13 protein-coding genes are annotated in these 14,886 nt (G+C 43.3%); 10 read left to right on the forward strand and 3 right to left on the reverse strand.

Annotation, left to right across the window (positions count from 1 at the left end; all coding sequences use genetic code 11):
* Nucleotides 1-44: 44 nt before the first annotated feature.
* Nucleotides 45-647, reverse strand: a complete 603-nt coding sequence (gene cbiT / locus V7K97_RS12300) for a precorrin-6Y C5,15-methyltransferase subunit CbiT (RefSeq protein WP_334801246.1) — start codon at nucleotides 645-647, stop codon at nucleotides 45-47.
* A gap of 94 nt (nucleotides 648-741) precedes the next feature.
* On the opposite strand from cbiT, the gene V7K97_RS12305 reads away from it, so the two are divergent.
* From V7K97_RS12305 to tatA, 5 genes are all read left to right on the forward strand, one after another.
* On the forward strand, nucleotides 742-2,130 hold the full coding sequence (locus V7K97_RS12305; RefSeq protein WP_334801247.1) for a serine/threonine protein kinase: 1,389 nt from the start codon (nucleotides 742-744) through the stop codon (nucleotides 2,128-2,130).
* 153 nt (nucleotides 2,131-2,283) lie between these two features.
* The gene (locus V7K97_RS12310; protein WP_334801248.1) at nucleotides 2,284-3,717 is read left to right on the forward strand and encodes a serine/threonine protein kinase; all 1,434 of its coding nucleotides are present in this window, start codon (nucleotides 2,284-2,286) and stop codon (nucleotides 3,715-3,717) included.
* A gap of 59 nt (nucleotides 3,718-3,776) precedes the next feature.
* The gene (locus V7K97_RS12315) at nucleotides 3,777-3,989 is read left to right on the forward strand and encodes a hypothetical protein (protein WP_334801249.1); all 213 of its coding nucleotides are present in this window, start codon (nucleotides 3,777-3,779) and stop codon (nucleotides 3,987-3,989) included.
* Between the two features lie 91 nt (nucleotides 3,990-4,080).
* Nucleotides 4,081-5,163 (forward strand): DNA-methyltransferase, encoded by a 1,083-nt coding sequence (locus V7K97_RS12320; protein WP_334801251.1) that lies wholly within the window; start codon nucleotides 4,081-4,083, stop codon nucleotides 5,161-5,163.
* 564 nt (nucleotides 5,164-5,727) lie between these two features.
* On the forward strand, nucleotides 5,728-5,901 hold the full coding sequence (gene tatA / locus V7K97_RS12325) for a twin-arginine translocase TatA/TatE family subunit (RefSeq protein ID WP_334801450.1): 174 nt from the start codon (nucleotides 5,728-5,730) through the stop codon (nucleotides 5,899-5,901).
* A gap of 58 nt (nucleotides 5,902-5,959) precedes the next feature.
* On the opposite strand, the gene cphA is transcribed toward tatA, so the two are convergent.
* Nucleotides 5,960-8,665 (reverse strand): cyanophycin synthetase, encoded by a 2,706-nt coding sequence (gene cphA, locus V7K97_RS12330; RefSeq protein WP_334801451.1) that lies wholly within the window; start codon nucleotides 8,663-8,665, stop codon nucleotides 5,960-5,962.
* A gap of 429 nt (nucleotides 8,666-9,094) precedes the next feature.
* Nucleotides 9,095-9,958: a cyanophycinase gene (locus V7K97_RS12335; protein ID WP_334797970.1), complete on the reverse strand. Its 864-nt coding sequence runs from the start codon at nucleotides 9,956-9,958 to the stop codon at nucleotides 9,095-9,097.
* 540 nt (nucleotides 9,959-10,498) lie between these two features.
* On the opposite strand from V7K97_RS12335, the gene trmD reads away from it, so the two are divergent.
* The 5 genes from trmD to V7K97_RS12360 all read left to right on the forward strand — a co-directional run bounded on the left by trmD (nucleotide 10,499) and on the right by V7K97_RS12360 (nucleotide 14,885).
* Nucleotides 10,499-11,188, forward strand: a complete 690-nt coding sequence (trmD, locus tag V7K97_RS12340; RefSeq protein WP_334801252.1) for a tRNA (guanosine(37)-N1)-methyltransferase TrmD — start codon at nucleotides 10,499-10,501, stop codon at nucleotides 11,186-11,188.
* Nucleotides 11,189-11,329: 141 nt separating this feature from the next.
* A complete protein-coding gene (ispF, locus tag V7K97_RS12345) occupies nucleotides 11,330-11,815 on the forward strand; it encodes a 2-C-methyl-D-erythritol 2,4-cyclodiphosphate synthase (protein ID WP_334801253.1) in 486 nt (161 codons plus the stop codon).
* A 117-nt stretch (nucleotides 11,816-11,932) separates the two neighbouring features.
* Nucleotides 11,933-13,657, forward strand: a complete 1,725-nt coding sequence (locus V7K97_RS12350) for an ABC transporter substrate-binding protein (RefSeq protein WP_334801255.1) — start codon at nucleotides 11,933-11,935, stop codon at nucleotides 13,655-13,657.
* A gap of 125 nt (nucleotides 13,658-13,782) precedes the next feature.
* Nucleotides 13,783-14,571 (forward strand): nickel pincer cofactor biosynthesis protein LarB, encoded by a 789-nt coding sequence (larB, locus tag V7K97_RS12355; protein ID WP_334801256.1) that lies wholly within the window; start codon nucleotides 13,783-13,785, stop codon nucleotides 14,569-14,571.
* 107 nt (nucleotides 14,572-14,678) lie between these two features.
* Nucleotides 14,679-14,885: a hypothetical protein gene (locus V7K97_RS12360; protein WP_334801258.1), complete on the forward strand. Its 207-nt coding sequence runs from the start codon at nucleotides 14,679-14,681 to the stop codon at nucleotides 14,883-14,885.
* Nucleotide 14,886: the final 1 nt, after the last annotated feature.

Consider the following 14,886-nt stretch of genomic DNA (forward strand, 5'->3'; position numbering starts at 1 on the left):
TGCTCCCTCATCTCCATTTTCCCCATGCCCCAATCCCCCATTCCCTAATCCAGTTTCTCACCACTGAGGATAAAAATGGGATCAACGGCGGTAAAGCTTTGAGAAAAGCCACGCGTCTCTAAACGGTTAACCGCAGATTGGACGACTTCAATATTTCTAGCCCTTAACAGAGAAAAGCTCTGGGAAATAGCATATAGACTTTCTAGATTAGCAGCTGTGGCTACAACCCGACCGGATGGTGGCAAATAATGCCAAGCTGCTTGTAGTATTTCCTGAATGGGGCGTCCTCCCTCGATACAAACGCGGTGAGGGGCAACCTTGAGGTCATGCAAACATTCTGGGGCGCTGCCTTCAACAACTTCGACATTTTTCACATCAAAGCGATCGCAGTTACGCTTAATCAGATTAGCTACTTCTTCATCCCTTTCTATAGCAATAATCTTTCCACCTGGACACAATAGCCCCACCTCTACCGGAATTGTACCTGTCCCTGCGCCAATATCCCACAATACGGAATCTGATTTTAGCCGTAGTTGGGCAATCAATAGCAGTCGGACTTCTCGCTGACTCAGGGGAATTCCTGGCAAATGTTCAAACAACTCATCGGGAATACCAGGGGTAATATAAGGCCAAAGTTGGGAGGGCATAGAATTACGCAATTATACTAAAGATATCGATTTGCCAAATTGAAAAGCGATAAGCTATAAAAACTTTTCAACCGTAGCATGATAAAAAAACATAATGATTGGCGAAATATTCGGCGAACGCTACGAAGTTCAGCAGCTATTAGGAAAAAAAGCAGGGCGGCGGACGCTATTAGCTCGTGACTCGAAAACTCAGGAATTAGTGGTTATCAAGTTACTCTCTTTTAGTAGTGACTTTGAGTGGGATTCACTAAAGCTGTTTGAGCGGGAAGCCGAAACTTTAAAAAACCTAGCACATCCCTCAATTCCGCGCTATTTAAACTATTTTGAGGTAAATTTACCTACCATCAAAGGATTTGCTCTAGTACAAACTTATATTCCCGCACAAACTTTAGAGCAATGCTTACAAACTGGGCGGACTTTTACCGAAGCTGAAGTCAAGCAGATAGCCAAAGCACTTTTAGAGATTCTCGTTTACCTACATGGGCTGTATCCGCCTGTAATTCACCGTGATATTAAGCCTAGCAATATTTTATTGGGGGAGCGTTCTGGTAATAGTGTCGGTCAACTCTATTTGGTAGATTTTGGCTCAGTTCAGACAGTTCTGGCTACCGAAACCGGCACAAGAACTGTGGTAGGAACCTATGGCTATATGCCACAGGAGCAATTTGGCGGACGCACTGTTGCAGCATCAGACCTTTATAGTTTAGGTGCAACCTTAATTTATTTAGTGACGGGTACTCACCCAGCCGATTTACCCCAAAAGGATTTTCGCATTCAGTTTGAACAAGGGGCTAATTTGAGTCCCAGCTTTAGCAATTGGTTAAGGTGGATGGTTGAACCCAGTTTAGAACGCCGTTTGAGTTCTGCTACCGAAGCAATCGCAGCTTTAGAAAAACCACAGGCGACAAACTTACCTACTTTGGTGGTTGGCAAACCAGATGGGAGTAAGATTCTATTAACGAAAAATGGGGATTCTCTAGAAATTATCGTTCCACCAGGTGGTTTTGATCCATCAATATTATTCACAGGTTTATTTGCGATCGCTTGGAATTCATTTATCCTCTTTTGGACAATTGGCGCACTATCAGCGCCTTTTCCTGTCAACATCCCCTTTGCCTTGTTTTCACTTCCTTTTTGGGGTGCTGGTTTTGGCATGATATATAAATTTCTCTTTCATTTATTTGGACGCATCTGCTTACGCCTGAATTCCGAACAAATTACCCTAACCTGGGAGTTGTTTAGTTGGAAATTTTCTCGTCCCCGTGCATCGTCAAGACAAAGTATTACTAAGTTGGTTTACATTCCCAAACATTTTACTAAAGACTCTGAAGGCATAAGAATTGCCGTTCCACCACAATTAGATATTTGGGCAGGAGTAAAAAAATATCAACTTGGTGGTAGTGCGATTAAATCTGAAGCGGATCTGGAATGGCTAGCTCAGGAATTGAAGTATTGGTTAGGTATTGATATTACAAGGGACTAGTACGGCAAGGCGGAGTTCAAAATTAAAAATTAAAAATGAATACAGCCTAAGCGTTTCATTGATTTGCAATGGTTGGTTTATTTACGGCGTGCTGTACTAGTTATGGCTGAATTTAGATGTGCCTCAAAAATAAAGTATAAAACAATACTTTTTATGATTGGTCAAGTATTAAGCGATCGCTACGAAGTCAGGCAGCTATTAGGAAAAAAAGCAGGGCGGTGGACGCTGTTAGCTTGTGACTTGAAAACTCAGGAATTAGTGGTTATCAAGTTACTTTCTTTTGCTAGTGACTTTGAATGGAATTCACTCAAGCTGTTTGAGCGGGAAGCCCAAACCCTAAAATCTTTATCACACCCCTTTATTCCTCAATATTTAGACTATTTTGAGGTAAAATTACCTACTCTCAAAGGATTTGCCTTAGTACAGAGTTATATCCCAGCACAAACTTTAGAGCAATACTTACAAACTGCGCGGACTTTTACCGAAGCTGAAATCAAAGAGATAGCCTTAGCTCTTTTAGAAATTCTGATTTACTTACATGGGTTGCATCCGCCTGTAATCCATCGTGATATTAAGCCTAGTAATATTTTATTGGGCGATCGCTCTGGTAATAGTGTTGGTCAACTTTATCTGATAGATTTTGGTTCTGTGCAAACTATCCTAGCTACAGAAACAGGTAGTAAGACTGTGGTAGGAACCTATGGCTATATGCCACAGGAACAATTTGGCGGACGCACTGTTACAGCTTCTGATCTTTATAGTTTAGGAGCGACGTTAATTTATTTAGTGACAGGTACTCACCCAGCCGATTTACCCCAAAAAGATTTTCGGATTCAGTTTGAGCAGGTAGCTCATTTGAGTCCAGGACTGACTCGTTGGTTAGAGTGGATGATTGAACCGAGTTTAGAACGGCGTTTGAGTTCTGCAACTGCTGCACTAAAAGCTTTGGATGAATCAGAGTTTCCAGCGACAAATGTTTTAAGCATTGGTAAACCAGCAGGTAGTAAAATTCAACTAACCAAAAATTTGGATTCTTTAGAAATTATCATTCCACCTGTTGGTTTTAATCCATTAATAGGATTCTTAGGTTTAGTTGCGATCGGCTGGAATTCATTTAACCTCCTTTGGACAGTTAGCGCACTTTTTGTTGTACCTTTTCCTGCCAACATCCTCTTTGCCTTATTCTCACTTCCTTTTTGGGGTATTGGCTGTTTCATGGTGTATACCGTTTTATTTGCTCTGTTTGGACATATTCGATTGCATATAAATCAGCAGCAAATTACCTTAAGCTATGATTTATTGGGATTTACATTCGATCGTCCCGACCCATCGCTAAGAGAAAATATCAGTAAACTGCTTTACGTTCCCAAACACTCTGCTAAAAATTCTGAGGGAAGTCAAATTGAAGTACCCGCGCAATTAGAGATTTGGGCTGGAGTACAAAAATATCAGCTTTGTATTAAAAATAACAGCACTATTCCATCTATTCCATTTGGTATTAACGGCACTATTCAATCACAAGCAGAACTCGAATGGTTAGCCTGTGAATTAAGTGATTGGTTGGGTATCCCAATTCAGCGAGAATAAGCAAAACGAATAATCTAAAACAGGTCTAAAAATGGCACCTACAAGCAGAAGGCGATCGGGTGCATCCCGATTTTGCAGATTTATTTGTAGTGCGAGCATCTTGCTCGCTGCTATCTATTACGCGAGCGAGACTACATATTCCAAAATGGGATGCTCCCAAGGCGATCGCTAATGGAATTAATTCAAAAACATCTAAACGCCGAAAGCCTTATTTTTGGGTAGGGGCAATTCATGAATTGCCCCTACCGCGTGTAGTTTTGCCTAAGTCCTAAAATTGAGCAAAAAAATAACTAACAATTGGAAAACTTATGCTTTTATGGATGATACTGTTTTCATACGTACAAATATACTAACAAAGTTTAGATGAGACTTAATTGTAACCCTTACTACGAAACGAAATTTGGTGGTGCTTATTTGGGAAACAGCCTAGAATTAATGGCAGGTATTCTCGACGAAAGTATCGACTTAATTTGTACCTCTCCACCATTTGCATTGGTTCGTAAAAAAGAATACGGAAACGTTGATGCTGATGAATATGTTGAATGGTTTAAAGATTATGCGGCACAATTTTATCGTATTCTTAAACCAACAGGCTCACTAGTTATTGATATTGGTGGCAGTTGGATTAAGGGGATGCCAGTTCGTTCTCTTTATCATTTTGAACTGGTTGTTGCTTTGTGCAAAGCAAAAGAAAAAGGCGGACTTGGATTTTATCTTGCACAAGAATTGTATTGGTATAATCCAGCAAAACTACCCACCCCTGCCGAATGGGTAACAGTTCGCAGAGAAAGAGTTAAAGATTCGGTAAATACAATTTGGTGGCTATCAAAAGAACCGCATCCTAAAGCTAATAATAGAAGGGTTTTAAAGCCTTATAGTGATGCGATGAAAAACCTTCTAAAGAATGGGTATAAACCCAAGGTTAGGCCATCAGGTCATGATATTTCCGATAAGTTTGGGAAGGACAGGGGAGGAGCTATTCCACCGAATATCATTGATGGACGTTCTAGTACAGACAAAGAAGAAATAGGGCAACAGACTTTTATACAAGAAATTTTATTTGAAGATTTAGTTCAGCCGGTAAATGTGATTTCTGCCTCGAATACTGCGTCCAACGATTATTACCAAAGGCGTTGCAAACAAGAAGGTTTTAAGCCACATCCAGCAAGATTCCCTCAAGCTTTACCAGAGTTTGTTATTAACCTTTGTACAGAACCAGGCGATATTGTTTTAGAACCTTTTGCTGGTTCTAATATGACAGGTCGAGTTGCAGAAACTTTACAAAGACGCTGGTTAGCTTTTGAGATTGATGAAGACTACATTAGAAGCTCAAAACTGAGATTTGAAGAAAATGCTCCTTTGGTTGTTGAATCTCCAGTAGATTTACCACCAATAGCAACAGAAAATGCTGATAATAACAAATCAGTACAGTTAGGACTGTTTTAGAGGTTGTTTGAAAAGTAGTTGGCTATTATTTTAAGTACTTGTATCGGTTCCCACTCAGATGTCAATACAGTTCAGTTAAGCAATTTTTCCTCATCCTTCTTCTCTCTCTGTGTCCTCTGCGCCTCTGCGGTTCGTTAAAAAAATGACTTTGACTCATAGTACTAGCCTTAACTGAATCGTATTGACTCAGATGTGGTACAAAATTCGTTGGGGGGTAAGATTCAAAGCCTCTCTCCTTTTAGAGGATGTCTGAAAAGTATCAAATATTTGTTGATCCTCCCTAAACCCCCTTAAAAAAGGGGGGAATAAGAGTCTTAAAGTCCCCCTTCTTAAGGGGGATTTAGGGGGATCTCCAAGGGTTAGGCGTATACAAAAAAACTTTTCAGACATCCTCTTAGGAGAGAGGTCAGAGTGTATTGCATACAAACGAGAAGCGCTATATTTCTATTGATTTTATTTATACCCTGTCTCTGCAAGAGGATCGAGCGCTGATCAGTGGCGAACTCATTGGATTTGAGCCATCAATGTTTATATTTAATTACAGAAGCCTTAGAGGAAATTTATATGTTTGGACTCGGATGGCCAGAAATAGCTGTAATTAGCATAGTCGCTATTCTAATTTTCGGCCCCAAAAAAATTCCCGAACTGGGAACCTCACTGGGCAAAACCCTACGAGGTTTTAAGGAAGAGATGAAAACTCCCAGCGAGGAAACCAATCAGGAAGAAGAAAAACAGTAATTGTAATTAAAGGAGTCAGAATACAGGAGTCAGTCCGTTAGCTCCTCCTGATTCCTGACTACAGCAAGGTATTAACAACAGAAGAAGGTGTGGTCCCATTTTGGGAATCGACAACAGTTGTGCCAGGATTTTGTAGGTGTGTCTCTTCCTTCGCTAAACCACGCAGCTTAATTAACTTAATAGCGCGAGTCACGCTTTCTGGCAAAATTACTACCAGACTGTTATCAGGAGCCATATCTAAGCCTTTATTTATCGCTTGGGTTTCATCCAGAATTGATTCATAGCGGCTATCAGGCTTAACTTCGGTGATGCCTTGAATAATCAACTGGGCGGCTGATCCCCGTAGTCGTCCCCGTGTGTCATCGTCTTCTTTGATGATGATGTAATCAAAAATTTGTGCTGCTAGTTTACCCAAAGTAACAAAGTCTTCGTCGCGGCGATCGCCTGGTCCACCAATTACGCCAATCCGTTGTCCTGTAGTCCAGTTCCGCACAAAGGAACCTACAGCTTCGTAACTGGCTGCGTTGTGGGCATAGTCTACCAAAGCGTGGTAGTTGCCTAAATTAAATAGATTCATCCGTCCCGGTGTTTGACTAACTGAAGCCCGGAAAGTCTTCAAACCAGCCCGAATTTGTTCAATTGTGACGTTTTGCACGAATGCTGCCAAACTTGCAGCTAAAGCGTTGGCAATCATAAACGGCGCACGTCCGCCCATTGTTAAAGGTATACTTTCTGCTCTTTCTATGCGGTGTGTCCAATCACCTTTAACAATTGACAAATAGCCATTTTCATAAACTGCTGCTACTCCGCCCTTTTGAATGTGCTTTCGCACCAATTCGGAGTCGGGGTTCATGGTGAAGTAAGCAATATTAGCCTTGGTTTTTTCTGACATGGCGGCGACACGGCGATCGTCGGCATTGAGTACCGCATAGCCATCAGGGAATACGGCTTCCGCTACTACACTTTTGAGGTTAGCTAACTGCTCAATGGTATCTATATCGCCTATTCCTAAGTGGTCTGATGCTACATTCAATACCACACCGACATTTGCAGCTACAAAGCCCAATCCAGAGCGGAGAATGCCACCGCGAGCCGTTTCCAGCACTGCTACTTCTACTGTGGGATCTTGCAGGATGACGTGGGCACTTTGGGGGCCAGTGTTATCGCCAGCTTCTACTAAGTAATCACCGATATATGTCCCATCTGTAGTAGTATAACCTACTACTTTACCCGTCTGTTTATAAATATGTGCTAGCAGTCGGGTAGTGGTGGTTTTGCCATTAGTACCCGTGATGCTGAGGATGGGAATTTGGCTAGATTGCTCATTAGGAAACAACATATCCATCACTGCGCCAGCAACGTTGCGGGGAATACCCACACTTGGGGCAACGTGCATCCGAAAACCGGGAGCGGCGTTAACTTCGACAATTACGCCATCAACTTCCCGCAGAGGACGGCTAATATCCGTGGTGACAATATCGAGTCCGGCGATATCCAAACCGATAATCTTGACTACCCGTTGTGCTAACCAAAGATTTTCTGGGTGAATTTCATCGGTGCGGTCTACGGCGCTACCACCTGTACTCAAGTTTGCTGTTGCTCTGAGATAACAAAGGGTTCCTTTGGGTGGCATGCTATTTAGGGTATAGCCTTGTCTTTCTAGCAACTGGTAGCTGGTGCGGTCTAGTTCAATCTTGGTTAGGACGTTATCATGTCCTTCACCGCGATTTGGGTCAAGGTTTGTTTCCTCAATCAGTTCGGCGATGGTGGATCTGCCGTTGCCAATGACATGAGCCGGGACGCGTTCGGCGACTGCGACTACTTTGCCATTTACCACTAATACCCTATGGTCGCGCCCAACATAATACCTTTCGACAATAATTGACCGGGAAACCTGTCTGGCAGCTTCATATCCGGCTTCAGCTTCTTCCCAAGTTCTGATATCAATGGTGATCCCACGTCCATGATTGCCATCTAGAGGCTTGATGACGATGGGATAGCCGCCAACTAATTCAATAGCTTGTTCCAAATCGTCTAAGAAGTTGATCACTGTACCTCTGGGTACTGGCGCACCAGCAGCCGCGAGGATGCGTTTAGTGGCTTCTTTATCGCAAGCTAATTCTACGCCCAGAATGCTGGTGTTATCAGTCATTGTGGCTTGCATTCGCTTCTGGTTCACGCCGTAGCCTAGCTGAATCAAAAAGCGGGCTTCCAGAGACATCCAGGGAATACCTCTTTTTTCTGCTTCTTTGACGATCGCTTCGGTGGAAGGACCCAAAGAAGCCTCACGGGTGAAGTCTTTCAGGTCTTGGATATCTTGCTCTAGTTCTGCCTTGGGATAACGGCCTCGATCAACGATACTCTGGCACAACCGTACTGCGGCTCGTCCTGCGTAGCGTCCCGCTTCCTCATTCAGGTACTCGATCACGACTTGGTAAATTCCGGGTGTGGCAGTTTCGCGGGTGCGACCAAAGCCGACATGCATACCAGCTAATTCCTGGAGTTCTAAAGCTACGTGTTCCACTATGTGACCGATCATAGTGCCTTCTTTGACTCGCATCAGAAAACCACCACGACAGCCAGGCGAACAATAGTGACCCTCCAGACTCGGCAGCGCCTCAACTAATCCTTCATAAAAGCCAGGGATTTCATTGGAGGGCGTCTGGCCAAGGGTTTCTAAATCGAGGCGCATGACGATCAGTTTGTGGCGTCGAATGCTCCAATAGTTTGGGCCGCGTAAGGTCTGGATCTTGAGGATTCTCATGGGAATAGGTAGATGGAGATTCGGAACCAAAATTCTAGTTTCTTACTGTAATTGACCGCTAAACTGTTCATTGCAAACAGTTTTTTCTTTTTACATGGTATTCTTATCATTTTTCTACGGTAAGAAATAAATGTGCGGTCAACCAACTTTGGATTTTAGATTGACGATAGCGTAGCGTTAGCAAGTTATCGAGGGTTTTTTAGATTGAAAGAGACTACAAAGGTACTTAACTCCCTTAATTATTTAGATTAACGATAGCGTAGCTAATCTGAGTTGGGAGAACGGTACGCTGCAAAACCAGGATCTTTGAGATTTGTTTCGCTAACTTTCTGACGAATGATGCAGGAAAAGCTCTTTTCATCTAAAAATCCCAAATCCCAAATCTAAAATTTGCGGTCAACACAGTGTAACCTCAGATACTCTACCCCGTCAGCTGGAGATCCGGTGTACAGCAGGCAATACAGTGCGCTGGTACAAGTGGAAGCGATCGCCGTAGCTGAGGATATGGAGACGTAAATTATGCACGGTTAATGGTTCATTAGCACCGACATGGGGTTCGTTGGTGTGGGTGAGTTCGGTGGGATCGACAATGGTAACACTGCCTTTACCCATAACCTGTAGCCAACCATCACGTTCAAACACCGCACAAGTATCTTCGTCAATGCCAATACCTAAGCGATCGGGGTGAGCTGCGATCGCACTAATCAGTCGCCCCATTCGATTCCGGTTGTTAAAGTGTTGGTCAACAATTACTTCAGGAATAAATCCTAAACCCGTTGCCATATCCACCAGGGAACGATTTGGCGTTTCTCCACTCCCGCCGCCAGCAATCATGTGATGCCCCATTACTGCTGCTCCAGCGCTGGTACCTGCTAATGTCAGTTGCCCTGCCCTCACCCGTTGGCGAATAATTTCCATTGCTGGCGTATCTGCCAATACGCCACAAAGACGCAGCTGGTCTCCTCCTGTTAAAAATACCCCACTACAGGCTTCTAAGGATGCTTTGATCTGTGAGGCTTCACACTGTTCCCGTTCGCGGATGTCTAAAATCTCTACCTTCTGGGCACCCATTTCTTCAAAAATGCGAATATACCGACCACCGATGATGGCGGGTTCGCGAGAGGCAGATGGAATAATTGTAATATAAGCCTTACTAGCACCAGCACGTCCAAAAAAAGTTCTTAGGATTTCGCGCCCGTGAACTTTATCTTCTGCGCCTCCGATAACCAGAACGGCGGTTTTAGTTGCTTGGGGTGTCCTCATTTCTAGCGATTTAGCTTGTAATTGCGGCATATTGTGTTTCTCCTGTCAACAACTCTCAGGTGAATTTAACAAGGTTCAGAAGCAGCCATGATTTTTGCACTTTACTTCTTTGAGAGGACACTTTTTGGAAGTTTGGAACTGGGTCAGGCACTCTCTAAATTCTCGCTTAACGCTCGCGTTGCCTTCAGTCTAAACGTGTCCGTTCCCGTTCCTCAAAACCAGCGCCTTGTTTTCACCTGTCCACTTGCAGCAGGGCAAAATAGTCTTTGGGGGCTAGATTCCCACTCTAGGGTTGGGCACGAGCAGTTAAGACTACGCTTGTTTCTGAGGCTGGTTCGATGCATCCTGGAAGTTGTTAACTTGATATGATTATTAATTTAAATGTACTTGTGACAACATTTAAACATAAATTAAGTAATTAGAAAAACTTTTGATCCCATCTAAAATCCAAGAGGTCTGGTAGTTTTAGATACTATTGATAAAGTTTAACTGGAGTTTGACCCGACCTTGGCTTGATGGTGTTTGCTAGACATTCAAATTTAAGATTAGTGTCCTCGAATACGAATAACTGTGCGCTTTGATATAGTTACGCTTTTTCCCGACTGTTTTCACTCTGTTCTCAATTCTGGGCTGCTGGGTAAAGCCTTAGCCAAACAGATTGCCGAAGTGCATCTGGTTAATCCACGGGACTTTACCACTGACAAGCACCGAAAAGTAGATGATGAACCCTACGGCGGCGGCGTTGGGATGCTAATGAAGCCAGAACCGATTTTTAACGCTGTGGAGTCGCTGCCAATTCTAACCCGAAGAGAAATAATTTTGATGAGTCCGCAGGGTCAAACAATCAATCAACCTCTTTTGAAAGAATTGGTGAGAAATTATGACCAATTAGTAGTTATTTGCGGGCATTACGAAGGAGTGGATGAGAGGGTGCTACATTTGGTAACTCGTGAGGTGTCTTTAGGTGATTTTATTCTCACTGGCGGAGAAATTCCAGCAATGGCTTTGATTAATGGTGTAGTGCGGCTATTACCCGGAACCGTTGCCAAAACGGAATCTCTCACAGCAGAAAGTTTTGAGGAAGGATTGTTGGACTATCCCCAATATACTCGTCCTGCGGATTTTCGCGGCTTAAAAGTGCCTGATGTTTTACTCAGTGGGAATCATGCCGCGATCGCCCGGTGGCGTTATGAACAACAAATTCAAAAAACCCGCGATCGCCGCCCCGATCTTGTGGAGAAATGGGAGATCAGCGAGTGAGGGAGATGAGGGAGTGAGAGAATAACCAATACTTCTCTTCTTAGGCTGCGCCAACGGCAACTCTTGGAGACGCTACGCGTAGCAAGATCCCCGGAGGGGTACGCTCAGTACAAGTGCCCAATGCCCAATAAGTAATGACTAATGACTAAAATTCGTATTGGTAACGGCTACGATATTCACCAACTAGTAAGCGATCGCGCTTTAATTTTAGGTGGAATTCAAATTCCCCATGAACTCGGTTTGTTGGGGCACAGTGACGCTGATGTGCTGACCCACGCGATTATGGATGCCATGCTTGGGGCATTATCCTTGGGTGATATTGGTCATTATTTTCCACCTAGTGACTCTCAATGGGCGGGAGCAGATAGTTTAGTACTATTAGCTCAAGTACATCAACTGATTCGGGATCAAGGCTGGCAAATCGGAAATATTGACTCGGTGGTAGTAGCAGAACGTCCAAAATTAAAGCCGCATATTCACAATATGCGCGACAAATTAGCGGCGGTTTTAGAATTAGAACCAAATCAAATTGGCATCAAAGCTACCACCAACGAAAAATTAGGCCCCGTTGGCCGAGAAGAAGGTATCTGTGCTTATGCTGTCGTCTTGCTAGTCGCTTTCGAGTAACTTTTTTTAGCCTCTGATCAAGATATAGAAGACTGATTAGGATGGAATAAATTTGAAATTATGAAATTTTTCAGAAAAAGATTTCTGGCAATTAAACATTTTTGGTTGCCAATAATTATGACTTCAGCAATAGTACTTATACTTACCTCCTGCAACCCAGCTAACTTTAAAAGCCCAGCTGCTAAAGTGCCGCAATTAGTAAGTAGCATTCTCAGCGATCCCAAAACCTTTAACTACCCTCTGAGTCAGGAATCGCCAAATGTTTTTCCTCTAATTTATGAAGGGTTAATCGGCCAAAATCCGATAACTGCTAAAGTCGAGCCAGCATTAGCAGAATCTTGGCAAATTTCCGATGATAAATTAAAGATTGTTTTTACCCTACGCGAAGGTTTGAAATGGTCTGATGGTCAGCCACTAACAGTAGATGATGTGGTGTTTACCTACAACGATATTTACTTAAACGAAGCGATTCCTACTGATGTTAGAGACTCACTGCGGATTGGTGAAAGTCGGAAATTGCCCACTGTCAGAAAAGTAGATGAACGTCGGGTTGAGTTTAGCGTACCGGAACCCTTTAGACCTTTCCTACTGAGTACGGGTTCGCCAATTTTGCCCGCCCATATATTGCAAGAATCGGTAAAAACAAAAGACCAAAATGGGCATCCGACCTTTCTGACAAAATGGGGTGTTGATACTCCTCCAAACCAAATTATTGTCAATGGTCCTTACAAAATAGAGCGCTACGACACGAGTCAGCGTGTGGTCTTCCAGCGTAACCCCTACTACTGGCGCAAGGATACTCAAGGCAATTCCCAGCCTTATATTGAGCGGGTAATTTGGGAAATTGTGGAATCAACAGATACCTCCTTGCTACAATTTCGTTCTGGCGGGTTAGATACTGTCGGAGTGTCACCAGAGTACTTTTCTTTACTAAAGGTGCAAGAAAAGCAGGGTAATTTCAACATTTATAATGGTGGACCAACATCCAGTACATCGTTTATTTTGTTCAATCTCAACAAAGGTAAAAGAGACGGAAAACCACTGGTCGATCCGATTAAGTCTCAATGGTTTAATAATGTTCAATTTCGGCAGGCTGTAGCCTATGTAATTGACCGCCAAACGATGATTAATAACACTTTTCGCGGCTTGGGTGTAGCACAAGATTCGCCGATTTCTGTGCAAAGCCCATATTACATTTCCCCTAAAGAAGGGTTAAAAGTTTACGATTACAATCAGCAAAAAGCGAAGGAATTACTACTAAAAGCAGGATTTAAGTACAACAACAATCAGTTAGTAGATGCTCAGGGTAATCACGTTCGTTTCTCTTTACTTACCAATGCTGGAAATAAAATCCGTGAGGCAATGGGAGCGCAGATTAAACAAGATTTGAGCAAAATCGGCATTCAAGTTGATTTCACGCCGTTAGCATGGAATACTTTTACTGACAAAGTTTCTAACTCTTTGGATTGGGAAGCTTCTTTGATGGGTCTGACCGGCGGATTGGAACCGAATGATGGTGCTAATGTCTGGGCACCCGAAGGCGGATTGCACATGTTTAATCAGAAACCCCAAGCAGGACAAAAGCCGATTCAGGGTTGGGAGGTTGCTCCTTGGGAAACGGAAATAGGGAAGCTCTACATTCAAGCTGCACGAGAATTAGATGAAGCTAAAGTTAAAGCACTTTATGCCCAAACACAGATAATTACCCAAGAAAATTTACCTTTTATTTACCTGGTTAATCCTTATTCAATGTCAGCAGTACGTAATCGTTTTGAAGGGATTAAATTCTCTGCCCTTGGCGGTGCTTTCTGGAATATTGAACAAATCAAAGTAACCGATTAGGGATTGGGCATTGGGCATTGGGCACTTGTACTGAGCGCAGTCGTTGGCGCAGCCTAAGAAGAGAAGTATGGGGCATTGGATGACTGATAAATGACAAAGAACAAAAGATAAAGGGCTAATTACCAATGACCGATGAAAAAACTTTGCGATCGCTCCTCGAAGCGGTTGCCAATGGTAAAGTTACCCCAGATACGGCAGTAGAATCACTCAAAGACTTAGCTTATCAATCTGTAGGTGAGTTTGCCAAAATCGACCACCATCGCCAGCTAAGAACTGGTTTCCCGGAGGTGATTTGGGGACCAGGTAAAACTCCCGATCAAATTGCTCAAATTATGGAGGCGATGCGCCTCCGTAATCCGGTGGTGATGGCGACTCGCATTGAACCAGCAGTTTATGCCGTACTGCAATCAAAAGTTAGTGGTTTGCGATATTACCAATCGGCGCGAATTTGTGCGATCGCTCCCCCTACTATCGAACCACAATTCCAAGGAGAGATCGGTATTCTTTCTGCTGGTACCGCCGATTTACCCGTTGCTGAAGAAGCGGCGGTCACTGCTGAACTTTCTGGTTTTTGCGTCCAGCGCCTCTGGGATGTTGGCGTTGCTGGGATTCACCGCTTATTAAGTAACCGCCACCTGATTGACTCAGCATCGGTGTTGATTGTCGTGGCGGGGATGGAAGGCGCTTTACCTAGCGTTGTCGCTGGTTTAGCGAGTTGTCCTGTAATTGCCGTACCCACCAGCATCGGTTATGGCGCAAGTTTTGGCGGTTTAGCACCTTTATTGACAATGCTTAACTCTTGTGCTGCGGGAGTAGGTGTAGTAAATATCGATAATGGTTTTGGCGCAGCAGTTTTGGCGGGGCAAATTTTGCGAACTGCCGAGAAATTGCGGTTGGCATCGGCTGCATCTTGAGTTAAGACATTAAAGTTATATCCAAGATTTCAGTACAATATCAGTATTTAATATCAAAAATAGACTGATGCTGAAATTTGCCACCCTTTACTTCTTAAGCATCAAATATGAGCCAATACAGCAATTTAATCTCTCAGTTATTTTGGCATTTGCCTGTAAATTTGACAGCCCTAGCACAAACAATCACCGATCCAAACGTTTTGGGTCAGATTGAAAAAGCTTGGAACCACTTTATACAAACAGGTCAAGTGTGGGCATTCTTGATTGGTTTAGTCATTGGCTATATGATTCGGAATCTAACAAGCTACGGTTGAA

Origin of the sequence: Nostoc sp., assembly GCF_036917815.1 — a bacterium.
GTDB lineage: Bacteria > Cyanobacteriota > Cyanobacteriia > Cyanobacteriales > Nostocaceae > Nostoc.

What these genes read in the sequence shown, in the direction of transcription:
- V7K97_RS12360 (WP_334801258.1), top strand. Translation starts at nt 14,679, where the DNA reads ATGAGCCAATACAGCAATTTAATCTCTCAGTTATTTTGGCATTTGCCT.
- V7K97_RS12335 (WP_334797970.1), bottom strand. Translation starts at nt 9,958, where the DNA reads ATGCCGCAATTACAAGCTAAATCGCTAGAAATGAGGACACCCCAAGCA.
- larB (WP_334801256.1), top strand. Translation starts at nt 13,783, where the DNA reads ATGACCGATGAAAAAACTTTGCGATCGCTCCTCGAAGCGGTTGCCAAT.
- V7K97_RS12320 (WP_334801251.1), top strand. Translation starts at nt 4,081, where the DNA reads ATGAGACTTAATTGTAACCCTTACTACGAAACGAAATTTGGTGGTGCT.
- V7K97_RS12350 (WP_334801255.1), top strand. Translation starts at nt 11,933, where the DNA reads ATGACTTCAGCAATAGTACTTATACTTACCTCCTGCAACCCAGCTAAC.
- V7K97_RS12310 (WP_334801248.1), top strand. Translation starts at nt 2,284, where the DNA reads ATGATTGGTCAAGTATTAAGCGATCGCTACGAAGTCAGGCAGCTATTA.
- cphA (WP_334801451.1), bottom strand. Translation starts at nt 8,665, where the DNA reads ATGAGAATCCTCAAGATCCAGACCTTACGCGGCCCAAACTATTGGAGC.
- V7K97_RS12305 (WP_334801247.1), top strand. Translation starts at nt 742, where the DNA reads ATGATTGGCGAAATATTCGGCGAACGCTACGAAGTTCAGCAGCTATTA.
- ispF (WP_334801253.1), top strand. Translation starts at nt 11,330, where the DNA reads ATGACTAAAATTCGTATTGGTAACGGCTACGATATTCACCAACTAGTA.
- cbiT (WP_334801246.1), bottom strand. Translation starts at nt 647, where the DNA reads ATGCCCTCCCAACTTTGGCCTTATATTACCCCTGGTATTCCCGATGAG.
- tatA (WP_334801450.1), top strand. Translation starts at nt 5,728, where the DNA reads ATGTTTGGACTCGGATGGCCAGAAATAGCTGTAATTAGCATAGTCGCT.